This window comes from Tundrisphaera macrotermitis (genome assembly GCF_051175315.1).
GTDB lineage: Bacteria > Planctomycetota > Planctomycetia > Isosphaerales > Isosphaeraceae > Tundrisphaera.
The window spans coordinates 5,802,136-5,823,448 of the sequence record NZ_CP195100.1; the positions used below are offsets into that span (position 1 = coordinate 5,802,136).

General features: G+C 66.9%; 21 protein-coding genes and 1 tRNA gene. 12 read left to right on the forward strand and 10 right to left on the reverse strand.

Annotation, left to right across the window (positions count from 1 at the left end; genetic code table 11):
* Positions 1 to 286: 286 nt before the first annotated feature.
* Positions 287 to 940, forward strand: a complete 654-nt coding sequence (locus TA3x_RS23450) for a tetratricopeptide repeat protein (RefSeq protein WP_435017099.1) — start codon at positions 287 to 289, stop codon at positions 938 to 940.
* Between the two features lie 124 nt (positions 941 to 1,064).
* On the opposite strand, the gene ppdK is transcribed toward TA3x_RS23450, so the two are convergent.
* Positions 1,065 to 3,740 (reverse strand): pyruvate, phosphate dikinase, encoded by a 2,676-nt coding sequence (ppdK, locus tag TA3x_RS23455; RefSeq protein ID WP_435017100.1) that lies wholly within the window; start codon positions 3,738 to 3,740, stop codon positions 1,065 to 1,067.
* A gap of 165 nt (positions 3,741 to 3,905) precedes the next feature.
* Between ppdK and TA3x_RS23460 the strand changes: the two genes are divergently transcribed.
* The 5 genes from TA3x_RS23460 (at position 3,906) to TA3x_RS23480 (ending at position 6,961) form a co-directional block, all read left to right on the forward strand.
* Entirely contained in the window at positions 3,906 to 4,262 is a 357-nt protein-coding gene (locus TA3x_RS23460) for a type II toxin-antitoxin system PemK/MazF family toxin (protein WP_435017101.1), read from the forward strand.
* 106 nt (positions 4,263 to 4,368) lie between these two features.
* Positions 4,369 to 5,256, forward strand: coding sequence for an MBL fold metallo-hydrolase (locus TA3x_RS23465; RefSeq protein WP_435017102.1), 888 nt, complete (start codon positions 4,369 to 4,371; stop codon positions 5,254 to 5,256).
* A 28-nt stretch (positions 5,257 to 5,284) separates the two neighbouring features.
* The gene (locus tag TA3x_RS23470) at positions 5,285 to 5,983 is read left to right on the forward strand and encodes a UDP-2,3-diacylglucosamine diphosphatase (RefSeq protein ID WP_435017103.1); all 699 of its coding nucleotides are present in this window, start codon (positions 5,285 to 5,287) and stop codon (positions 5,981 to 5,983) included.
* 413 nt (positions 5,984 to 6,396) lie between these two features.
* The gene (locus TA3x_RS23475; protein ID WP_435017104.1) at positions 6,397 to 6,705 is read left to right on the forward strand and encodes a sodium-dependent bicarbonate transport family permease; all 309 of its coding nucleotides are present in this window, start codon (positions 6,397 to 6,399) and stop codon (positions 6,703 to 6,705) included.
* Between the two features lie 127 nt (positions 6,706 to 6,832).
* A complete protein-coding gene (locus TA3x_RS23480) occupies positions 6,833 to 6,961 on the forward strand; it encodes a hypothetical protein (protein WP_435022421.1) in 129 nt (42 codons plus the stop codon).
* A 154-nt stretch (positions 6,962 to 7,115) separates the two neighbouring features.
* Here TA3x_RS23480 and TA3x_RS23485 read toward each other — a convergent pair whose 3' ends face one another.
* Both TA3x_RS23485 and TA3x_RS23490 read right to left on the reverse strand, forming a co-directional pair.
* Positions 7,116 to 8,210 carry an agmatine deiminase family protein gene (locus TA3x_RS23485; protein ID WP_435017105.1) on the reverse strand — a complete coding sequence of 365 codons (1,095 nt, stop codon included), beginning with the start codon at positions 8,208 to 8,210 and terminating at the stop codon, positions 7,116 to 7,118.
* Positions 8,211 to 8,261: 51 nt separating this feature from the next.
* Positions 8,262 to 9,149, reverse strand: a complete 888-nt coding sequence (locus TA3x_RS23490) for a carbon-nitrogen hydrolase (protein WP_435017106.1) — start codon at positions 9,147 to 9,149, stop codon at positions 8,262 to 8,264.
* Positions 9,150 to 9,387: 238 nt separating this feature from the next.
* On the opposite strand from TA3x_RS23490, the gene TA3x_RS23495 reads away from it, so the two are divergent.
* A complete protein-coding gene (locus tag TA3x_RS23495) occupies positions 9,388 to 9,870 on the forward strand; it encodes a RidA family protein (protein ID WP_435017107.1) in 483 nt (160 codons plus the stop codon).
* A 73-nt stretch (positions 9,871 to 9,943) separates the two neighbouring features.
* On the opposite strand, the gene TA3x_RS23500 is transcribed toward TA3x_RS23495, so the two are convergent.
* Complete coding sequence (locus TA3x_RS23500; protein ID WP_435017108.1) at positions 9,944 to 10,852, reverse strand: glycosylase; 909 nt, start codon at positions 10,850 to 10,852, stop codon at positions 9,944 to 9,946.
* Positions 10,853 to 11,014: 162 nt separating this feature from the next.
* Between TA3x_RS23500 and TA3x_RS23505 the strand changes: the two genes are divergently transcribed.
* A tRNA-Ala gene (locus tag TA3x_RS23505) sits at positions 11,015 to 11,087 on the forward strand.
* Positions 11,088 to 11,179: 92 nt separating this feature from the next.
* On the opposite strand, the gene TA3x_RS23510 is transcribed toward TA3x_RS23505, so the two are convergent.
* Complete coding sequence (locus TA3x_RS23510) at positions 11,180 to 12,220, reverse strand: cytochrome d ubiquinol oxidase subunit II (protein ID WP_435017109.1); 1,041 nt, start codon at positions 12,218 to 12,220, stop codon at positions 11,180 to 11,182.
* 7 nt (positions 12,221 to 12,227) lie between these two features.
* Positions 12,228 to 13,571, reverse strand: coding sequence for a cytochrome ubiquinol oxidase subunit I (locus TA3x_RS23515; protein ID WP_435017110.1), 1,344 nt, complete (start codon positions 13,569 to 13,571; stop codon positions 12,228 to 12,230).
* Between the two features lie 474 nt (positions 13,572 to 14,045).
* Here TA3x_RS23515 and TA3x_RS23520 point away from each other — a divergent pair, with 474 nt between their 5' ends.
* Both TA3x_RS23520 and TA3x_RS23525 read left to right on the forward strand, forming a co-directional pair.
* Complete coding sequence (locus TA3x_RS23520; protein ID WP_435017111.1) at positions 14,046 to 15,041, forward strand: DUF1559 domain-containing protein; 996 nt, start codon at positions 14,046 to 14,048, stop codon at positions 15,039 to 15,041.
* Positions 15,042 to 15,122: 81 nt separating this feature from the next.
* Positions 15,123 to 15,323, forward strand: coding sequence for a hypothetical protein (locus TA3x_RS23525; protein WP_435017112.1), 201 nt, complete (start codon positions 15,123 to 15,125; stop codon positions 15,321 to 15,323).
* Between the two features lie 120 nt (positions 15,324 to 15,443).
* Here the strand turns inward: TA3x_RS23525 and TA3x_RS23530 are convergent, their stop codons facing one another.
* Positions 15,444 to 15,965 (reverse strand): VOC family protein, encoded by a 522-nt coding sequence (locus tag TA3x_RS23530; protein ID WP_435017113.1) that lies wholly within the window; start codon positions 15,963 to 15,965, stop codon positions 15,444 to 15,446.
* Positions 15,962 to 16,390 (reverse strand): RidA family protein, encoded by a 429-nt coding sequence (locus TA3x_RS23535; RefSeq protein ID WP_435017114.1) that lies wholly within the window; start codon positions 16,388 to 16,390, stop codon positions 15,962 to 15,964. Before TA3x_RS23535 ends, TA3x_RS23530 begins: the two co-directional genes overlap by 4 nt.
* A 180-nt stretch (positions 16,391 to 16,570) precedes the next feature.
* On the opposite strand from TA3x_RS23535, the gene TA3x_RS23540 reads away from it, so the two are divergent.
* Positions 16,571 to 16,903, forward strand: coding sequence for an FKBP-type peptidyl-prolyl cis-trans isomerase (locus TA3x_RS23540; protein WP_435017115.1), 333 nt, complete (start codon positions 16,571 to 16,573; stop codon positions 16,901 to 16,903).
* 106 nt (positions 16,904 to 17,009) lie between these two features.
* A complete protein-coding gene (locus TA3x_RS23545; RefSeq protein WP_435017116.1) occupies positions 17,010 to 20,072 on the forward strand; it encodes a hypothetical protein in 3,063 nt (1,020 codons plus the stop codon).
* Between the two features lie 5 nt (positions 20,073 to 20,077).
* Here the strand turns inward: TA3x_RS23545 and TA3x_RS23550 are convergent, their stop codons facing one another.
* Entirely contained in the window at positions 20,078 to 20,800 is a 723-nt protein-coding gene (locus TA3x_RS23550) for a DedA family protein (RefSeq protein ID WP_435017117.1), read from the reverse strand.
* A 67-nt stretch (positions 20,801 to 20,867) separates the two neighbouring features.
* Entirely contained in the window at positions 20,868 to 21,299 is a 432-nt protein-coding gene (locus TA3x_RS23555) for an ExbD/TolR family protein (protein ID WP_435017118.1), read from the reverse strand.
* Positions 21,300 to 21,313 lie beyond the last annotated feature (14 nt).

The window sequence follows — 21,313 nt, forward strand, 5'->3', positions numbered from 1 at the left end:
GCCCGGTTAGAATCGAGCCGATCCGACGATGCCCCCGCCCTGACCTCGGGCGTCCCAGAGACGACGCCTCCCCGCGGCCGCCGGGCCGCGATGGAGCCTTCCCATGCCCTGCCCCCCGCCTCGGCTCCGCACCGAAGATCGATCCGTCCCCCCTGCCCGATCCCGGACCCGACGCACGGCGTCGAGATGGGTCTTCTCTCTCGCTCTGATCTCCGCCTGCTTTCCCGACCCGCTCCAGGCCTACCCCATCACCCGCCTCGAACCCCTCCGCAATGGAGCCCCCGGCATGCTTCAGCCCCACACCGGGTCGCTGCTCGTCGACTACTACGAGACATTCCTCCGCGATCAGGATGTGGACGCCTTCCGGCGCAGCGTGGCGGCCCGCTATGGCCAGGCGACCCTGGCCCGCCTGCTCCACTCGGGCGATCTCAAGGCTCGACGCGCTTCGGTGCTGGCCCTCGGCCTGTTCGGCGGGATCGAATCCAACGCCGACGTCGCCCGCGCCCTCAAAGATCCAGACCCAACGATCCGCAACCTCGCCGACAACGCCCTGTGGGCCATCTGGTTCCGCGCCGACACGCCCGAGAACAACAAGGCCCTGGAGCGGATCCAGGACCAGATCGGACGCGGCCAGTTCCGCGAAGCAATCGACGCGGCCGACTCCCTGATCGCCAACGCTCCCGACTTCGCCGAGGCTTACAACCAGAGGGCCATCGCCAACTATCGCCTCGGCCGATTCGCCGAGAGCATCGCCGATTGCAAGGCCACGGTCGCCCGCAACCCCTATCACACCGGCGCCCTTTCCGGGATGGCCCAGTGCCAGTACCGGATCGGCCAGACCTCGGAAGCCCTCGCCACGTTCCGACGCGCCCTCGAGATCCAGCCTTACAGCGAATCGCTCCGCCAGTGCATCGCCGAGCTGGAAGCCGAGGGGCAGTGACCGCGGGACACCGACATCGATCAGGGTGCCCTTCGACGGATCGCCGAACGAGCGCATCAACGAGAAAGGGCCGCCGAACACAGGTTCGGCGGCCCTTTAGATTAGGCGACGTCGCCCCGACGGCTCACTTATCGCGGCTGATCACCTTGCCGTCGGCCAAGGCGGCCTGAGCGGCGGCTAGGCGGGCGATGGGGACGCGGAATGGGGAGCAGGACACGTAGTCCATGCCGACCTTGTGGCAGAAGGCGACGGACTCGGGGTCCCCGCCGTGCTCGCCGCAGATGCCGACCTTGAGGTGCTCGCCGGCCTTGGCCTTGCGGGCGGCACGGCCCTTCTGGGTGCCCATCTCGACGAGCTGGCCGACGCCGGTGGCGTCCAGGGTCTGGAACGGGTCGACCTTGAGGATCTTATGGTCGACGTAGGCCGGGACGAACGAGGTGATGTCGTCGCGGCTGAAGCCGAACGTCATCTGGGTCAGGTCATTGGTGCCGAACGAGAAGAACTCGGCCTCCTCGGCGATCTGGTCGGCGGTGAGCGCGGCGCGGGGCACCTCGATCATCGTGCCGATCAGGTACTCGACCTTGGTGCCGGCCCGCTCCATGCACTTCTCGGCCTCGGCGATGGCCCTCTTCTTGAGGAACGAGAGTTCCTCGACCGTGCCGACCAGCGGGATCATGATCTCGGGCAGGACGCTCTTGCCCTTCTTCTTCACGGCGATGGCCGCGTCGATGATGGCGCGGACCTGCATGTCGGCGATCTCGGGGAACTTGATCGCCAGGCGACATCCACGCAGGCCGAGCATCGGGTTGGACTCGTGCAGCGAGGTCACGCGGGTGGCGACCTTCTCCACCGGCACGCCGAGCTGGCGGGCCACTTCGCCCTGGCCGGCGGCGTCGTGGGGGAGGAATTCGTGGAGGGGCGGGTCCAGCAGGCGGATCGTGACCGGCAGGCCGTCCATCGCCTCGAACAGGCCGGCGAAGTCGTCGCGCTGGTAGGGTTCCAGGGCGTCCAGGGCCTTCTTGCGACCGGCCTCGTCGTCGGCGAGGATCATCTTCCGCATATCGACGATGCGCTGCTCGTCGAAGAACATGTGCTCGGTGCGGCAGAGGCCGATGCCTTCGGCGCCCAGTTCCAGGGCCTTGCGGGCGTCGTTGGGGCTGTCGGCGTTGGCGCGAACCTTGAGGGTCCGGGCCTTATCCGCCCAGCCCATCAGGGTGGCGAAGTCGCCGCCCATCACGGCGTCGATCGTCGCGACCTTGCCGATCATCACGTCGCCGGTCGTGCCGTTGATCGTGAGGAAGTCGCCGGCCTTGACGACCTGGCCCTTGATCGTGATCTGGCCGGCCTTCTCGTCGATGGTCAGGGCGTCGCAGCCGACCACGCAGGGCTTGCCCCAGCCGCGGGCGACGACCGCCGCGTGGCTGGCCTTGCCGCCGGTGGCGGTGAGGATGCCCTTGGCCAGGTGCATGCCGGCCACGTCCTCGGGGCTGGTTTCCTTGCGGACCAGCATGATCGGCTCGCCGGGGTTGGTCTCGGCGAACTTCACCGCGTCCTCGGCCGACAGGATCACCTTGCCCGACGCGGCGCCGGGGCTGGCGGCGATGCCGGTGGCGACGATGGTCACCTTGGCCTTGGGGTCGAGGCCCGGCAGCAGCAGGTGGTTCAGGTCGTTGGGGTTGACCCGCTGGATGGCGGTCTTCTCGTCGATCAGGCCCTTCTGGGCCATCTCCACGGCGATCCGCACGGCGGACGACCCGGTCCGCTTGCCGGTGCGAGTCTGGAGCATGTAGAGCGTGCCGTCCTGGACGGTGAACTCGATGTCCTGCATTTCCTTGTAGTGCGTCTCCAGCTTTTGGCGGATGGCCATCAGCTGGTCGTACACCTTGGGCATGTCGTCCTGGAGCCGGCTGATCGGCTCGGGGGTGCGGATGCCGGCGACGACGTCCTCGCCCTGGGCATTGATCAGGTAGTCGCCGTAGAAGACGTCCTCGCCGGTGTTCGGGTCGCGGGTGAACGCGACGCCGGTGCCGCTGTTCTCGCCCATGTTGCCGAAGACCATGGCCTGGACGTTGACCGCAGTGCCCTTCAGGCCGGTGATCCGCTCGATCCGGCGATACTCGATCGCCTTCTTGCCTTCCCAGCTATTGAAGACGGCCATGATGGCCGCCCAGAGCTGTTCCTTGGGGTCCTGGGGGAAGTCCGAGCCGGTCCCCTTCTTGTAGACCGCCTTGTACCGCTGGACGAGGGTCTTGAGGTCTTCGCCGCTCAGCTCGGTATCGAGCTGGACGCCGCGCTCCTTCTTGAGCCCTTCCAGCTCGTGCTCGAACAGCTCGTGCTCGACGCCCATCACGACCGAGCCGAACATGTCGATCAGGCGGCGGTAGCCGTCGTAGGCGAAGCGGACGTTGTTGGACTTCTTGGCCAGCCCCTCGACGGCCACGTCGGACAGGCCGAGGTTGAGGATGGTGTTCATCATCCCCGGCATCGACAGGGCGGCGCCGGAGCGGACGCTGACCAGCAGCGGGTTGCTCGGGTCGCCGAGCTTGGCCCCCATCTGGCTCTCGACCAGGGCGATCGCCTTGTCGACCTGGGAGCGGACGGCGTCCGGCAGCTTCTTGCCGTTCTGGTAGTACTCGGCGCAAACTTCGGTGGTGATCGTGAAGCCGGCGGGCACCGGGATCCCGATGAGGCTCATCTCCGCCAGGTTGGCCCCCTTGCCGCCGAGCAGGGCCTTCATGTCCGCCTTGCCTTCGGCCTTGCCATCGCCGAACGAATACACATACTTGTTCGAGTCGGACATCGGTCGTGCAAACTCCTGACCTGGGGGCAGAACGGGCAATCCCGCGGAACGAGCTATCCCTGAGGAAACGAGGCAAACTAACGGAAATGGCCTCCCCCCGTCAAGAAGTTCCCGGCCGAGGACCGATGTCCGACCGGGATCGGGGCACGAATCAGAGGGGATCGGATGACAATCCGCCAGGGTGACATCTTCTGGGCCCCGCTCGACGAGGCCGACGGCCACGGCACCGGGATCACCCATCCCCACGTGGTCATCCAGGACGACGCGATCAACCAGAGCCGGGTGCGGACTGTGGTCGTCTGCGGCCTGACGACCAACCGCAAGAGGGCCGCGGAGCCCGGGAACGTCCAACTCGACCCCGGCGAAGGAAACCTGCCGAAGCCGAGCATCGTGGTCGTGGCACAGGTGTCCGCGGTGCGAAAGGAAGACCTGGGAGACTACATCGGGACGCTGTCCCGAGAGCGCGTCGGGCAGATCCTCGACGGGATGCGATCCCTTCAGTGGTTCCTGGCGGGGCGTTGATCTACCCGGCCCATCGTCGCCTTGCCGCAGGGCACCGGTCGGATTACACTGTAAGGCCGTATCGTTGGAGGTTGGGCCTGCCCGGCCGGGAGGGATCTCGGAGCCGATGTCGATCCAATTTGCCGTCCTATCCAGCGGCTCGCGGGGGAACGCGAGCCTGGTGCAATCCGGCCACGCCGGGATGCTCATCGATTTCGGCATCGGGCCCCGCGAACTGAACGCCCGGTTGGTAGGCGTGGGTTCGAGCCTGAGCCGGATCGGCTCGGTCGTCCTCACCCACACCCACGGCGATCACGCCCATCCTGCCACGCTGCGGCTCATGGCCCGGTGGAAGATCTCGCTGTATTGCCACGAGTCGCATCGCGAACGCCTCGGGGACAAGCCCGGGTTTCGCGAGTTGGATGCCGCCGGCCTGATCCGGCATTATGACGATCGTCCGTTCATGGCCCCGACCGGCCAGCGGGTGGAGCCGGTCCCACTCAGCCACGACGGAGGGCCGACGTTCGGGTTCCGGATCGAGATCCGGGGCGACAAGGGCAAACGCCCGGTGGCCCTGGGGTACATGACCGACACGGGGTGCTGGACCGAGGCCAACGCCGACGCGATGGCCGACGTCGACGTCCTGGGGGTGGAATTCAACCACGACGTCGCCATGCAGAAGGAGTCGGGCCGGGCCCCCTACCTGATCTATCGCAACCTGGGCCGGCGCGGGCATCTCTCCAATGATCAGGGTTCGGGGCTGGTTTCCGCCGTCCTGTCGCGGTCGAACCAGGGGGCCGTGCGGGATCTGATCCTGCTCCACCTCAGCGATCAATGCAATCGGCCCGCCCTGGCGATCCGGACGGCACGCGAGTCGGTGAAGGCCGCCGGGCGGAGGGTCGCCATCCATGCGGCCACCGAAGGGCTGGCCTACCCCGACCTGAGGGTGAAGCCCGCCCCGAGACGCCGCTCCGCCGCGGGGGCCGTCGCCGGATTCCCCTGGGAACAGGGCTGAGCCAACGGGGCCGTCGGTCCACCGGAGAATGGCAGCCGTGCCGTCATATTTCCTGAGCGACGTCCACCTTCGATACGATTTCCCCGATCGAGCGGACCGCCTCGCCCGATTCGTTGAAGGATTGGGGCCGGAGGACGACCTCACAATCGTCGGGGACTTGTGCGACTTCTGGTTCGCCTCGCGGCAGCTCGACGGATCTCCCCTGCGTTGCGCCGGCCTGGCCGCCCTGGCTTCGTTTAGGGCTCGCGGGGGCTCGCTCACGATCCTCGCAGGCAACCACGACGCCTGGCTCGGGCCGTTCTATGAATCGACCCTCGGGGCCCGATTCGTCCGGGATGCCCTGGAGTTCGAGAGGGATGGGCTTCGCATCCTGGCCGTCCACGGACATCTGCTCAAGGCTGCGACCCCGTGGAAGAAGCTTCTGAATAGCCGGACGTTCCTTGGAGGCTTTCGACTCCTGCCCGATCTCGCCGCCAATGCCCTCGACGGCCTGTTGAACCGGACCAATCGGCGCAATCAGGCCAAGTTCGATCGGCGGGGCATATCCGCCTATCGCGAGCATGTCGCGGGGCTGCGGGACCTCTACGATCTCGTGATCCTGGGACATGTCCACCTGCCCGTATACGAGCAGTCCAACCGTCCCATGATGGTCGTGCTCGGGGGTTGGCAGGAGCGGGGGTGCCACTTCCGGATCAACAAGGGCGAGTGCATACATTTCGTCGACTGAGATCCGAAAGGATGCTCCGGGGATGTCCCCTGAATTCCAAGTCCACACCCTCCACATTCTTCTTAAACCATTCTAAAACGTCTTCTGACGGAATATCTGTCCCGTTCCTCCGGGTCGAGTTCAAGTTTTTCAGGCCCTCTTCCTGGGCTCCACGATCTTCCTGGTGATCTCGCAAGATTGGAAGCAATGGCGAGGACGACACGCAGGCGTCATACGCGCTGATCATCCAATCCGTGATGGTGATCCCAGGATGACTGGTCCCACTCATCCAAATCTCCCGTTTCCGCAACAAGGGGAGGGTCGCACTGGGCTACATGCCCCGAAAGTTCGGTTCTGAACCTTGCCACAGGGGCACCATTCCGGCCACGACAACGGCGACACCGGTGTCAAAGGAGATGGGGGAAATCGCCCTGGTGAACGAGTTCTTGCGGCATCGGAAGGCCATGGGATGGCTCGGCGGAGAGAGGCTCCATGAGGTTTTTCTTAATCCGGGGTTGTTTCTTCTATTCGGGGGGGGCATTATTGGGTATATCAGCTGGAAACAAGGGGTCCAGGTGACCCAGAATGACGATGATGTCTTCATCAAATTTCTCCAGGGGTTGCTCTGCCTTTTCCTCACGGGAATGGGCATGACCGTCGCGAACCAGCTGCCCGATCCGAAGAATGCCGGGCGGCCGTTCATCCACTTCGGCCTGGCAGCTCCGACTCGTCTGCGACATTAGGGACCATGGTGGCTCATTCGTTCAGCTACGCGACGCGGCAACATCGGCGCTGTGGCAGTACGTCCTGTGCACCGCCCTATGTGGAGCGACGTCGTCCGTCGTCGACCTTGCCGTCTAGCAACCGGCCATTCCGGAGGCGAGCCCTACGCACCTTATGCCCGCCACGTGTGGGCTGACTTTCTCGTTCAGCGTTACGATCGGAATCCCGTTGTCCAACCTGCTCGCCGAGGCGGTCATTCCTTCATTCCCGACTTGATAAATAGGGCGGCAAGCCCTATCTTCGTCGCGCCGGCCCGGTGGTCCCGGCCTGCGGCTTGGCTTCGCGTCCCCGGGGGGGAAGACGCGGTGTCGGTCGTGGGCCGGGACCTCCGGGCCGGCCCCGTTTCGAGGAGCCGGCCGGCAGGGACGATTCAAGCCGGTTCTTGCTGGGTCATGCAGTGAATCGTGCCGAGCCCCCAGACCAGGTCGACCGCGTGGATGCCGACCACATGGCGATCGGGGAATAGGGAGGCGAGGATGCCCAGGGCCTCCCGATCGGCCGGATCGTTGAAGGTCGGCACCAGGACCAGGCCGTTGGCGATCAAGAAGTTGGCGTAGCTGGCTGGCAGCCTCTGGCCGTCGAAGATCACCGGCGCCGGCATCGGCAGCTCGACCACGCGGAGCGGCTTGCCGTCCTGGTCAACGGCGGCCTCAAGACGGATCCGGTTCTCCCGCAGGATCTCGTGGTTCTCGTCGGACGGATCGGGCTCGGACGCGATCACCACGGTGTCGGGCGCGACGAACCGGGCCAGGTCGTCGACATGGCCGTGGGTGTCATCGCCCACGATCCCCCGGCCCAGCCAGATGACGTGGTGGGCGCCGAGATAGTCCGCCAGGAATTTCTCGGCGTCGCTTCGATTTAGCTTGGGGTTGCGGGCCTGGATCGGGCTCAGAAGGCACTCTTCGGTGGTCAGCACCGTCCCCCGGCCATTGACGTCGATGGCCCCCCCCTCCAGAACGATGCGGACGGGCTCGGGGATGCCGGGCACCGCCGCTTTCGGCACCCAGCGCCGGGCGCCGAGGATCCGGGCCAGGGCGCGGGGGACCTTCCGATCCGCCAGGTGATTGTCGTACTTCGCCCAGGCGTTGAATTTCCAGTGGACCAGGCCCAGGCGTTCGTCGCCGACCGCGCCGTCCTTGATGACGAAGGAGGGCCCCGAGTCCCTGGTCCAGACGCGATCCGTCCGGACGCGATGGAAGCCGACCGCGGCCGGGTTCACCCCGGCCTTCGCCAGGATCTTGCGGGCTTTCGCTTCCTCCTTGGCCCCCTGGACCAGGATCTCGACCCTTTCGACCCGGCTCAGGTGGCGGACGATCTCGGCGTAGACCCACCGGATCGGGCCGAACTTGCCGGGCCAGTCCTCGCGGTTGTGGGGCCAGGCGATCCAGGTGGCCCGATGCGGCTCCCATTCGGCGGGCATCCGGTAGCCGAGTGCGGCGGGCGTCTCGTTGTCGGGCTCGGGCATCGGCGATGGGCTCCGCGAAGCTGTCTGGTGGGTGAATCTCTCGGGCATGGGTCAGTTGCCGAACCGTTGCGTGATCGGCCCGTAGGCGTCGATCCGCCGATCCCGGAGGAACGGCCAGTGCTGGCGGGTGACCTCGATCAGCTTCGGGTCGCACTCGACGATCAGGATATCCTCGACGTCGTGGCCCAGGCGGCCCAGGACGCGGCCGAAGGGATCGACGGCGAACGTACCGCCCCAGAACTCGATCCCGCCGTCGGCGGGCCCCTCGTGGCCGATCCGGTTCACGGCCATCACGAACACGCCGTTGCTGATCGCATGGGCCCGTTGCATGGTATGCCAGGCATCGGCCTGGGCCGGACCGTATTCGGCCTTCTCGGCGGGATGCCACCCGATCGCCGTGGGGTAGAACAGAATCTCCGCCCCCTTGAGCGCGGTGAGCCGCGCCGCCTCGGGATACCACTGGTCCCAGCACACCAGCGAACCGACGGTCCCCCGGCTGGTCTGGATGGCCTGGAAGCCGAGGTCGCCGGGGGTGAAATAAAATTTCTCGTAGTAGAGCGGGTCGTCGGGGATGTGCATCTTGCGGTACATCCCCCGGGTCGAGCCGTCTGCATCGAAGACGACCGAGGTGTTGTGATAGAGGCCCGCCGCCCTTCGTTCGAAGAACGACCCCAGGACCACCATCCCGGTTTCCCGGGCCACGGCGGCGATCGCCTCGCTGCTCGGGCCGGGGATCGGCTCGGCGAGCTCGAAGAATTTGTGATCCTCGACCTGGCAGAAGTACTGGGTCCGAAATAATTCGGGCAAGCAGGCGACCCGGGCGCCCCGATGCGCGGCCTCGCGGAGCATCTCGCACGCACGGCGGAGGTTCTCGTCGGGGTCGGTCGAGCACCTCATCTGGATCAGGCCGACGGAGACGGGGCGATCGATTCGATTCATGGCATCAGGGCTCATTCGAGGAGGAAACGCGGGGCGGCGAAGGGCCCGGGGGCCGACCGTGCTGGCCACGGCCGATGCGAACGGTCTCCAGGTTCGGGGCCCGATTATACGGGCCAGTCAAGGTTGTTAGCGAGTCCGACCGCCATCACGCGCGGTTGCGTTTCGGGCCGAGGCGCGTTAGCGTCGGCGGCCCGAATGAACCGACCGCATTTCCCCGATCCCGAAGGAAGGCCGCACCATGGGTGCCGACGCCCGTCTCGCCGCGATGAACCTGCCGATCCCGCCTGCCCCCAAGCCGATGGCGGTCTACCTGACGGCCGTCCGCCAGGGCAATCTCGTCTATGTATCGGGCCACGGTCCCCTGAGGCCCGACGGGACGCTCCACCTCGGCAAGCTCGGGGCGGACCTGGACATCGAGGCGGGGGCCGCAGCCGCCAGGCAGACCGGGCTGGCCATCCTGGCGACCCTCCGCGACCACCTGGGGACGCTGGACAAGGTCGTCCGGGTCATCAAGGTCCTCGGCCTGGTCAACAGCACCCCGGATTTCACCGACCATCCCAAGGTCATCAACGGCTTCTCGAACCTCATGGTCGAGGTCTTCGGCGAGCCCGGCCGGGGGGCCCGCAGCGCCTTCGGCGTCGCCGCCCTCCCCAACGGCATGGCCGTCGAGGTCGAGGCGATCTTCGAGGTCGACGACGCCATCCGGGCCACGGCCCTCTGAGTCGACCCGCCGGTAACGCCGGGCGTCCCAGGACTCCCGGCGGCCCGCGGCCGCGATGCTTGATCGGTTGAGTTTACTTCGCGGGCAAGGGCTCGAAGGCCCGGATCTCCGGGTGCATGGTGTAGAGCCGGAGGAGGCCGTCGACGTCGACGAACATCGCGCTGGACGAGTCGTTGCGGACCAGGGGATTGCCCGGGTACTTCTCCCAGTGGATCAGGTCGCGGGATCGGGCGATGTTGGTCGTCCAATCCTTCTGCCAGGGTTCATGGGCATTGGCGTGATACAGGGCATAGTAAACCCCGTCACGCTTGATGATCTGATCGAAGGCGACGGCGTGGCGATCATATGCGTCGGGCCCCATCGCCAGGACGGGCTCGTCCTGGACGTTGGTCCAAACCTTCAGATCCCGCGACCTCGCCAGCCAGACGCCGCGATCGCCCCGTTCGTAGAAAAGGGACCAGACCCCGTCCTCGTACCAGACGGTCGGCGTCCCGTAGGGGCCGGTTGGGATCGGCATCCCATCCACCTTGCGCACGTCCAACGGACCCTGTTCGTCCCAGTGGATGCGATCCTTAGACGTCAGCAGGTGGGCGACGTCCCCCTTCCCCTCGGCGAACATGTAGTAGACGCCATCGTTCTTGAGGATGCAGACGTCCTCAACCCATTCCGTGGGGGGCGAGAGGGGGTTGGCCGGATCGCGGTTCCACCGGACCCCATCCGTTGAAGTGGCATGACCAAGGAACCGCGTCGGAGACTTTGCCTCGTTGTAGCCGGTGTACCAGAGGTGGAATGTTCCGTCCTCGATCAGGATCCAGCCCCGCTCGCGTATCTTGAGATCCCAACGGTCGGGGGTGGTGCCCGTGAAGACGGGATTTGTGGCGATCGGCGCCCAGCGGACCAGGTCGGGCGGGAATTCGTCCGACCGCGCGAGCGTCGCGAATCCGAGGAGCAGGAACGGCGTGATGCGCAGGCTTCGTCGCATGATTGGGGTCATCCCATCGAAGGAACGCGGACTCGACGGCACCAGGAGATTAGGGCGAGGCCCCACCCCAGACAAGGGGCCGGGGCCGATCTGCCCATCTCGGACCGGTGGGCTTGCGTCTCCGGCCGCGCGCGGATAGACTGTCCGGGGTCAGATGAACGAGGGGCGGTAGCTCACTTGGGAGAGCGTCGCGTTCGCAATGCGAAGGTAGAGGGTTCGAATCCCTTCCGCTCCACTCGGCCTCGTTTCTTTTTCGTTTCCCCGCAGCTTGCCTTCATCGTAATGCCCAGGTCCGGCCGGCCTGGGCTCGATCTGCTTCACCGCCCCTCAGTGCGGTCGAGCGGAAACCTCGCTCGCGTTGGTCGCCCGTTCCGTGGTTTTGAAGACCCGGAATAGCAGCCAGAGCGACGGGATGAGGAAGACCGCCCCGAATGGGAAGCTCGCCAGCAAGAAGGCGATCGTCGCCCGAGGCGCCGCGGCGTCGTAGATGGTGACGTCCGGGTAGATCAGGTAGGGCCGCTGGGCCACGCCCCAGCCGGCGAGCATCAGCACCACCTGCCCCGCCGCGAAGAATCGGCTCAGGCGGTGGCGGCGTCCGAACACCGCCCAGGCCGAGGCCGCGAACATCAGTCCCCCGACGGCCAGGATCGGCCAGGCCCTCGGCGCGGTGATCTGCCGGAAGAACCAGTCGGCGCGATCGTGGGCGAGGAACAGGACCAGGGCGGCCAGCATGGCCGTCGTCGTCCCCGAGAGGATGGCGTGGCCGCGGAAGTCGTCTCGCAACTCGCCCGTCGTCTCGACCGTCAGGTAGACCGCGGCCAGGTAGGCGCAGGTCGAGAGGGCGAGGAAGCCGCACGCCAGCGTGTAAGGTTCCAGGAACAGCGAAGCCGGACGCATCGTCACGCCGCCGCCCGGGTTGACGTGCACGCCCCCCTCGGTCACGACCCCGAAGGCCATCCCGAGCAGGAACGGCGAGATCAACGACGTCACGCCGAAGACCGCCCCCCATCGGGACGGGCGGCCCGTCGCCTGGCTCCGGTATCCCCGGAAGATGAAAGCCGCCCCCCGGAGCATGATCCCGATCAGGGCCAGGTGGAACGGGATGAACAGCGCGATCCCCAGCGGCGCATATCCGTAGGGGAAGCAGGTGAACAGGACCACCACGACGAAGATCAGCCAGACGTGATTCGCCTCCCACACGGGCCCCATCGCATGGGCGATCGCCGCGCGTTGGGCGTCGCGGCGCGGGCCGAAGGCGAACAGGTCCCAGACGCCCCCGCCGAAGTCGGCCCCGCCGAACACGGCGTAGGCGGCCAGGCCGGTCAGGGCGAGGATGGCGGCCAGATGGATCAAGAGTTCGTGCGACATCGTCGGCTCAGGCCCCCGGGGTATTCGTAGGGATCGGATCTTCCTGGGGCGCGATCACCCGCTCCCCGGCTCGCAGCCCGCGGAGAAGCATCACGACCGTGACGCCGAGGATCAAATAGAGCAGCGAGAACGAGAAGAACATCAGGGAAACCCCCGACGCCGGGGTCACGGACTCGCTCGTCCGCATCACACCGTTGATGATCCAGGGTTGGCGGCCGACCTCGGTCACGATCCAGCCGGTTTCCAGGGCCAGGAATCCGAAGGAGCCGCAAACGAGGATCGCCCGGGGCAACCAGTAGCCGTCCAGGGCCCCTTCCCCCTTACGCCAGGTGGCCAGCCAGAACCAGGCCGAGAGCCCGATCAGGGCCATGCCGAATCCCACCATGGCCTGGAACGCCATGTGGACGACCTCCACGGCTGGCCAATCGGCCTTCGGTACCTGATCGAGCCCGGGTACCTCGGCATTGAAGTCGTGGGTGGCCAAAAAACTCAACCCGCCAGGGATCTCGATCGCATATTTGGTCTCGCCCGCCTCGACGTCCGGCCAGCCGCCGATCCGGAGCGGGGCATGCTTCTGGGTGCGGAACTGCCCTTCCATCGCGGCGAACTTCGGCTTCTGAGTCTCGAAGACGAACTTGGCCAGGAAGTCGCCGCTCAGCGGCTGCATGACCGCAACGATCGCCCCGACGGCCAGGCTCAGGCGGATCGCCGACCGGGTCGCGGCATCGCGTCGCCCTCGGATCCAGGCGGCGGCGTAGACCCCCGCCACCGCGAACGAGACCGCGATGTAGCAGGACAGGGTGGAGTGCAGGGCCATGTAAAACCAGCCGGGACGCTTGAAAATCGCGATCGGGTCCGAGACCGCAACTTTGCCCCCTTCCATCGTGAAGCCGACCGGCAGTTGCATCCAGGCGTTGACGCCCAGGATGAAGATCCCGGAGATCATCCCGCTGATTGCCACGACGACCCCGCACCACCAGTGGGCACGTTGGGAAAGCCGATCCCACCCGTAGAGGTAGAGTGCGATGAAGATGGCCTCGATGAAGAAGGCGTAGCCTTCCAAACCGAAGATGTGGCCCACCACCGCGCCGGTCAGCTCCATGTATTTGGGCCAGAGCAGCCCGAGTTCGAACGAGAGCGCCGTCCCGGAGACCGCGCCGACCGCGAACAGGATCCCGGTCGCCTTGGCCCAGGTCTTCGCCAGGGCCTTGTAATGGGGCTGCCCGGTCGAGATCCATCGCCGCTCGACCAGGACCATCAAGAGCGGCAGCCCGATGCCGATCGCGGCGAAGATCATGTGAAAACCGAGAGACACCGCCATCTGGAGCCGCGCGGCGACCAGGTTATCCATGGGATCAAGATTCCTTCGGTCCAGTCGGGCCACTCCGACGTTGAGCGGCCCGACATCTTGATTGTATCCAATCCGAACCGGCGTTTCCCATTCGCGTTTCCCGCGAGTCCACCCGATCAGTCGCGGCGTCTCGACGGGCGGCCTCGCGACGACCGGCCGGCCCCGCAGGCGGCGGGGAGCGGCCGGGCCCCGAAGCATGAATAGTTGGAATTAATTTCCCATATGGATTGGTAAATATCGATGGTTTCTCGCATCCGCGACTGGAATCGCCCGGTCGGCCCTGATAGAAGTCGAAATCACGCCTTCGCTGGCCCACCTGCCCGGTCACCGTCCCGATCACGCCTCATCGAACCTCCCTGCGCGGTGCCCACGGCAACCGCCAAATTTCCTTCCATGCGATGTCCGGGCCGGGCACGCAGGCCACCAGCCGAATCACCAGGACAGGAATCGAACTCGTCTCGCGGGAGTGTCATCATGCTCACGAAGATGAATCGGGCGCGACGGCCGGCCTTCACGCTGATCGAGCTGCTGGTGGTGATCGCGATCATCGCCGTGCTGATCGCGCTCCTGCTGCCGGCCGTCCAGGCGGCGCGCGAGGCCGCCCGGCGCTCGCAGTGCGTCAACAATCTCAAGCAGCTCGGCCTGGCCATGCACAATTACCACAGCGGCCTCGGGACGTTCCCGATCGGACGAACCGGGATCGGCTTCACCTACCCGACCAGCGGCGGCCCGAATCGCAGGACCTGGGCCTGGACTCTCCTGGGCCATATCGAACAGACCAGCCTGTACAACGCGATCAATTTCAGCCGCACCTTCTACGAGTGGGAGAACACGACGGCGATGCGCACCGAGGTCGCCGCCTACAATTGCCCCTCGGATCCCAACGCCACGCTCATCCTCTCGACCGCCGATGCCCAGACCACCCGCATGAACGGCAACTACATGGTCAACTGGGGGAACACCCATTTCTACCAGGGCACCCGGACCGATATCGATCCGTTCACCGGGCCGCTGCTCCCCGAGAAGCTGCGATTCCTGGGGGCCCCGTTCGCGGCCAACGAGGCCTTCGGCATCCAGGCGATCGCGGACGGGACGAGCAGCACGCTGATGATGAGCGAGATCAAATGCCCCACGCCCCGGGGCAACAGGAATGGGGATGTTGACCACCGCGGCGACGTCCTCAATGACGACCAAAATTGTGCCATGTTCCATACCTACTCGGCACCGAACACGACTGCGCCCGACAGCGTGCCCGGCTATTGCGTCCCCGATAAAGAAAGGGCCTTGAATCCGCCCTGCGTCGATTTGGCCCCGGCTTTCAGCGCCGCCCGCAGCTTCCACCCGGGCGGGGTGAACGCCCTGATGTGCGACGGGAGCGTTCGATTTGCCAAGAACACGGTGAACATCAACATCTGGCGCGCCCTGGGGACGTCCAAGGGCCAGGAAGTCATCTCGGACGATTCTTATTAATTCAAGCGACTCGGCATGCCGAACCCGGGACAATTCAGCCCATTGTCATCGTCATCTTCGACTCTTTAGGAGGTTCATGCGTTGATGCGATCCATGCAGGTCACGGGGGCCATGACGGCGCTTATCGTCGGGTTGGGCGGTTGCGGGGAGAAGTCGGATGTGCCGCCCGTCGAATACGGGGTCCAGAAAATCAATGCCAAGCCCCAGTCCGGGCCGCCCAAGCATGTGACACCGTCCGGCATGGAACCGGCCGAGTCGCGGTCGGCCAATCCCCTGCCCTGACCCGCTTCGTCTCCATGTCCCGTGAAACATCGGCTGTATTCGAACCGACCATTCGAGCCGAGGTGCGGGTGCATCCCCCGCACCTTGGCCTGATTCTCGGGAAGGATCGGGCGAGTTGGATCAATCGCCGCGGGGAAGGTCCAGGAGCGTCTCGGGATCGTACCGATGGGTGACCATGGCGATCCTCCCCTGGGGGTCGGTCGGCCACTGGTCGCGGGGGCGATCCCAGTAGAGTTCGACGCCGTTGCCGTCCGGGTCGCGGAGATAGAGGGACTCGCTCACCCCGTGGTCGCTGGCCCCTTCCAGGGGGATCTGGGCGGAGACCACGCGGCGGTAGGCGTCGGCCAGCGCGATCCGGGTGGGATAGACGATGGCCAGGTGGTACAGGCCGGTCGTCCCCCGCGCCGGGGGCGGCCCGCCCGCGCTTTCCCAGGTATTCAGGCCGATGTGATGGTGGTAGCCGCCCGCCGAGACGAAGGCCGCCTCGTGGCCGATCCGCTGGATCAGCTCGAATCCGAGGACGCCGCAATAGAAGCCGAGCGACCGTTCGAGGTCGGCGACCTTGAGGTGGACGTGGCCGATCCGTGCACCCGGGTCGATCCCCCGGATGGCCGGTTCCTCCTTGCCGTCGCGGCCGGTCACTGGCCGGTCCCCAAGATCGCGTCGGCCTCGATCTCGACCAGTGCCTCGGGGATGATCAGGCGTGACACCTCGACCATCGAAGTGGCCGGGCGGATCGCCCCGAAGATCGTGCCGTGGGCCCGCCCGATCTCCTCCCACTGGTTGATGTCGGTCGCGAAGATCCGGGTCCGCACGATATCGGCCGCCGTCCCGCCCAGAGCCTCGACGGCCGCCACGATGATCGCCAGCGCCCGGCGGGTCTGCTCGCCCGGGGTCGACGATAGAGAGCCGTCGGCCTCGGTCCCGAGGGTCCCCGAAACGCTGATCGACGAGCCGACCCGAATCGCCCGCGAATAGCCGATGATCGGCTCCCAACTGGACCCGGATGACGCCCGGCTCCGGCCATGTTCGTCGCAGGTCACCGTGATCTGGATATCGCTGGACATCGACTCGCCCCCACCGTTCACGCCCGGGATGGGCCGATGCCGCCATCGCCCCGGCCCACAGAGTAACGTCTGGAACCCGCCCGGTGAAGGACCGGGTGGGTTGTCGGCGGGGCCGGGCGGTCGTAAGATTTCCCGATCCAAACCCTCCCATCGCACAATGGCAACTGGCGGAGACGCGCCGTGGCAGACTTCAAGACCAAGATCGACGACCTCCAGGTGGGTTCGGGCCCGGCGGCCAAGGCCGGCGATCGCGTCTCGGTCCACTACACCGGCACCTTGACCGACGGGAGCAAGTTCGACAGTTCGGTCGACCGCAACCAGGCGTTCGACTTCCCTCTGGGGGCCGGACACGTCATCAAGGGGTGGGATGTCGGGGTGGCCGGGATGCAGGTCGGGGGGCGTCGCCGCCTCACGATCCCGCCCGAAGAAGGCTACGGCGCCCGGGGTGCGGGCGGCGTGATTCCCCCCAATGCGACCCTCATCTTCGACGTCGAGTTGCTCAAGATCAACTGAAACCGGCCAGTCCCGACCGCGGTGGATCGTCGCGATCTCGCCCGCGACTTCCGGGATGGGCGGAATCGACACCAGTGAACCCATCGGGGGGGATGTGGCGGATCGCGTGCCCGACTACTACGCCTTGCTCGGGGTCGATCCCGACGCGGACCGGGCCATGCTGGAGAACGCACTCGCCCGCCTCCAACCGGTCTGGTCGTCGGGCACACGCAATCCGAAGACGAAGCACATCTACCAATCCTACCTCGATCGCATCCCGGAGATGCGTCGCTGCCTGCTCGGGACTGCCGAGGCACGCACAGCCTATGATGCCGAACGGACTGCTTCGCTCCGTGCCGACCGGGAAGCCCGGCTCGATGCCATGCAGCGGCTGGTCCGCCTCCGGGCGGCCAAGGGCGGGCTGACCAAGGCCGACCGGGATGCACTCCGCGAGCGAGCCGGCAGGATGGGCGTCGATGCTGCCGACCTCTCCCACCTGGTCGCCCCATTCCCTGATCTGAAGCCGGAAGCAGCGGTTACCCTGGCTGCGCCCGAGCCATCCTCGGACGTGCTCGACCCGGTGACCCGGACCCAGATCGCATCGGTCCTGGTCCACCTGAATCGGTCCGACCTCTATGATGCCCTCGGCCTCCCGCGGGATGCCCCACTCGACGAGATCGCCGACCGGGCCGGGGCCGAGCGTCGCCTGTGGATGCAGAAGGCCCAGGTGACGGCGGAGAAGACCGCCTGGCTGGAAGCCATCTCCCACGCCCAGACCCACCTGGGGACGCCCGAACGGCGTGCCCGCTATGACCGGACGCTGATCCTGGAGGCCGAGGAGCGGGCGGCCGAAGCGATCGCCTTCGCCCTGGAAGGCGTGACCCGGCTCGACGGCGGGACGCGGCTTGCGCTGATCGAGGAGGCCGCGGCCCGCGGCATCGCCCCCGACCGGGCCCTGATCCTGATCGATCGCGGATGCCAGGCCCTCGGCGTGGGCCGGGACGCAGCGGCGTTCGGGTTGTTCTCGGCCTCGATCGAGCCGCCACGCCACCTCCGCTGCCGGTCCTGCTCGGGACTGACGGAATTCGAGGAGTTGAACGCGCCGGGGGCTCGGCCGGAGTGCCGGCATTGCCGCAAGTCGCTCCGCTGGAACTGCCCGGCCTGCAAGCAAGAGCGTTGGGTGGATGAGGCCCGCTGCGCCTGCGGGTTCCCCCAGGCATTCCGCGAGCCGCTGGCCCGCCACCTCGACGCGGCGCGACGTGCCCACCTGGATCGCGATTTCGCGGCTTCCCTGGATCACCTTCAACGCGTCCTCCACTATGCCCCGACGCATGCCGGGGCCCGCAAGGGGATCGAGTCAATCCGGCGATCGATGGCCCAGGCCGAGGCCGCCCGGACCTCCTGCGAGACGGCGCGAGCCCGAAGGCATCTGGTCGCGGCCCGCGCGGCGATCCTCGCCTGGGGCCGGCTGGTGCCCGATGATTCCGCCGAATTCGCATCGGCCCGGGACGAGATCGCCCGCGGGCTCCGCATGGCCCAGATCGCGGCCGCCCGGGGCAAGGCCGCCGAGGCCGAGGATCCTCGCTCCGCGCGGGCCTGGTTCGAGAAGGCCCTGTCCATCTCGGCCGACCTCGACGACGCGCTCCAGGGGTTGCGGCGATGCCCGCCGGAACCTCCCGCCGGGTTGGTCGCGGATTTCGACCTCGACCGGGTCCGCCTGAGATGGACCGCGCCGGCCCCCGACCCGATCGGGCCGATTCGATTCCGCGTCGTCCGGAAGCGAGACGGCCGACCGACTCTCCCCAACGACGGGGTCGTGATCGCCGAAACGGCCGAGGCCGAGGTCGAAGATCCCACGGTGACGGCCGGGGATTCGGTCGGCTATGCCGTCTTCTCCGTCCGGGGCGAGGCCATCTCGGGCACCCCGGCGGCGGCCGGCCCCGTCATGATCGTCCCGGAGGTCATGAACCTGGCCGCCGAAGCCCGCACCGGCGAAATTCGCCTCACCTGGAATGTCCCCCAGCGAGCCTACGAGGTTCGCGTCACCCGCAATCTCAGCCATCGCCCCGCCCATGCGCGGGACGGCGAGCCGATCCCCGCCACCGATGGCGAGGCCATCGACCGAGGGTTGATCGATGGGCGGACCTACCACTACCTCGTCACCGCGATCTATCGCGGGCCGGACGGTTCCGAGCATCTCTCCCGAGGTCTGGGGATCTCCGCGGTGCCCCAGGCGGCGGTCGGAGCCATCGGCCCCCCTTCGATTTCGCGGAACATCCATGGATCGGTGCAACTGGCTTGGGACAGACCCGCGCGAGGGTCGGTCAAGCTGATCCGGACCGCTTCGGCGCTGCCCCACCAGCCCGGCGATCGGCTCCCCCTGGCGGCCACCGCGCGATGGGAAGGGGCATGGATCGATGTGATGGGCGATGATCATGCCATCGACGAATCCCCGCCGCCGGCCGGTCTCTGCGTCTACACGCCGATCGCGATCGGGGCGGGCGGCGCGACGGTCGGCCACCCGGCCCGCTATTCCTGCGTGGCCGACCCCTCCGACCTCCGGGCGGTCCGGGCGGGGAACGGCGGTCGGGTCCACCTCCGCTGGCGATGGAGCCCCCACGGGACCGAATCTCGCGTGGCGGCCCGTGCCGGGGTGCCACCGAGCGGCCCGGACGACCCCGAGGCGATCGTGACGAGCGTGGCCGACTCCGAATACGGTCGGCTGGGATACCTGGCGATGACCTTGCCGCCCACATCGAATGGCCCGTGGCACCTGGCCGTTTTCAGCGTCGTGTCGGCCCGGGGGGAAGAGATCGTCTCGCCCGGGCTGGAGCCGACCGCTCGCACCGTGGTCCCCGGGCCGAATCCGGAGGTCACGGTCTCCTACGTCCTCCGCCGACCCATGTTCCCAGGGCGGGCTTGGTCGGTGAGCTTCCGCACCGACCCGGCCGGGGCGACGATCCCGCCCACCGCACTGGTCGCCCACCCGCGGACCGTCCCACTCTCGCCCGATGATGGCGAGATCGTGGTGCGATTCCCCGCGGCGAGGGACGGTGAATCGTTCCCGATCCCCGGCCATGTCGACCTCGCCCGGCGGCGGACCCGGGTCTTCGCGGACCCGTCCTCCGACCCGTCCGGGCTGCCTCCGATCCGCCTGCGGCACCCGGAAGGAGGCGGGACCCGGGTCTGACGCCGTCAGACGACCTCGGGCTCATCGGGCACCAGGGTCGGTTCGAGCGAGGTCGCCTCGACGATCGCCGAACGGCCGCGACGGGCGGCGAGCCAACCCTTGGCGAACTCGAAGAGGGCTGGGATGACCGAGATCAGGATGATGGCCACGATCACCAGGTGGAAGTTCTTCTTCACCACCTCCCGGCCCCCGAACCACCAACCTGCGCCGAGGAATCCCGCCACCCAGGCCACCGCGCCGATGACGTTGAAGGCGGCGAACCGGGCATAGTTCATCCGGCCGATGCCGGCGACGAACGGGGCGAAGGTGCGGATGATCGGCACGAACCGAGCCAGGATGATCGTCTTGCCGCCGTAGCGGTCGTAGAATGCCTGGGCTTCGGTCAGGTGCTTCTTGTTGAGCAGCCAGGAGTCGTCGCGAGAAAAAACACGGGGACCGATCCGCTTGCCGATGGCATAGTTCACGGCGTCTCCCACCACCGCGGCGACCAGCAGCAAGATCATGGTCAGGCCGAGGTTGATGGGCGAGCCCGGGCTGGCGGCCACGGCGCCGACGGCGAACAGGAGCGAGTCGCCGGGCAGGAAGGGCACGACGACCAGCCCGGTCTCGGCGAAGACGATTGCGAACAGGATGACATAAAGCCAGGGGCCCACCGACTGGGCCAGGGTATTGATCGATTCCGGGCTGAGATGCAGGAGCGTTTCAAAAAGCTGCTGAAGGAAGGCCATTCCGGGCTCCAGGTGGGATTCGATTCGATGCGAATCAAGAAGGAGGATCGGTCGCGAAGCCGATGGTTCAGCGCGAGGATGAGTCATCGCGAGGTCGGACCGGCAGCCCGACGTTGCGGATGCCGGCGGAGTGGCAGGCGGAGAGCACGTCGGCCACGTCCTGATAGTCGAGCCGGGCATCCGCCCGGATCGTCACCGCCTGGTCGGCGTAGCGGGATCGGGCCTCGCGCAAAGCCTTATCCAGGGCGGGGAGGTCGAGCGTCCGGTCCTCCAGGACGATCCGGCCCGGGGCGACGACCGTCAGCGTCAAATCTTCGGGGGCCGCGGTCATCGGGGCCGCCGCGGCGACCTCCGGGACTTTCACCGAGAACTCGTTCTCATCCCAGTCGTAGAGCTTCGTCGCCGCCATGAAGAAGACGAGCAGGCAGAGGACGATGTCGACCATCGGGGTCATGTTGATGTTGGGCAGCTCGTCGACTTGGTGGCGATCCGAGATCATCCCAGGACTCCGGG

Bases quoted from the DNA above. Each gene is read 5' to 3' on its own strand.
- TA3x_RS23450 (WP_435017099.1), top strand. From the start codon at position 287: ATGCTTCAGCCCCACACCGGGTCGCTGCTCGTCGACTACTACGAGACA.
- TA3x_RS23510 (WP_435017109.1), bottom strand. From the start codon at position 12,220: ATGTCGCACGAACTCTTGATCCATCTGGCCGCCATCCTCGCCCTGACC.
- TA3x_RS23490 (WP_435017106.1), bottom strand. From the start codon at position 9,149: ATGAATCGAATCGATCGCCCCGTCTCCGTCGGCCTGATCCAGATGAGG.
- TA3x_RS23500 (WP_435017108.1), bottom strand. From the start codon at position 10,852: ATGCGACGAAGCCTGCGCATCACGCCGTTCCTGCTCCTCGGATTCGCG.
- TA3x_RS23520 (WP_435017111.1), top strand. From the start codon at position 14,046: ATGCTCACGAAGATGAATCGGGCGCGACGGCCGGCCTTCACGCTGATC.
- TA3x_RS23470 (WP_435017103.1), top strand. From the start codon at position 5,285: ATGGCAGCCGTGCCGTCATATTTCCTGAGCGACGTCCACCTTCGATAC.
- TA3x_RS23515 (WP_435017110.1), bottom strand. From the start codon at position 13,571: ATGGATAACCTGGTCGCCGCGCGGCTCCAGATGGCGGTGTCTCTCGGT.
- TA3x_RS23485 (WP_435017105.1), bottom strand. From the start codon at position 8,210: ATGCCCGAGCCCGACAACGAGACGCCCGCCGCACTCGGCTACCGGATG.
- TA3x_RS23465 (WP_435017102.1), top strand. From the start codon at position 4,369: ATGTCGATCCAATTTGCCGTCCTATCCAGCGGCTCGCGGGGGAACGCG.
- TA3x_RS23535 (WP_435017114.1), bottom strand. From the start codon at position 16,390: ATGTCCAGCGATATCCAGATCACGGTGACCTGCGACGAACATGGCCGG.
- TA3x_RS23550 (WP_435017117.1), bottom strand. From the start codon at position 20,800: ATGGCCTTCCTTCAGCAGCTTTTTGAAACGCTCCTGCATCTCAGCCCG.
- TA3x_RS23460 (WP_435017101.1), top strand. From the start codon at position 3,906: ATGACAATCCGCCAGGGTGACATCTTCTGGGCCCCGCTCGACGAGGCC.
- TA3x_RS23555 (WP_435017118.1), bottom strand. From the start codon at position 21,299: ATGATCTCGGATCGCCACCAAGTCGACGAGCTGCCCAACATCAACATG.
- ppdK (WP_435017100.1), bottom strand. From the start codon at position 3,740: ATGTCCGACTCGAACAAGTATGTGTATTCGTTCGGCGATGGCAAGGCC.
- TA3x_RS23495 (WP_435017107.1), top strand. From the start codon at position 9,388: ATGGGTGCCGACGCCCGTCTCGCCGCGATGAACCTGCCGATCCCGCCT.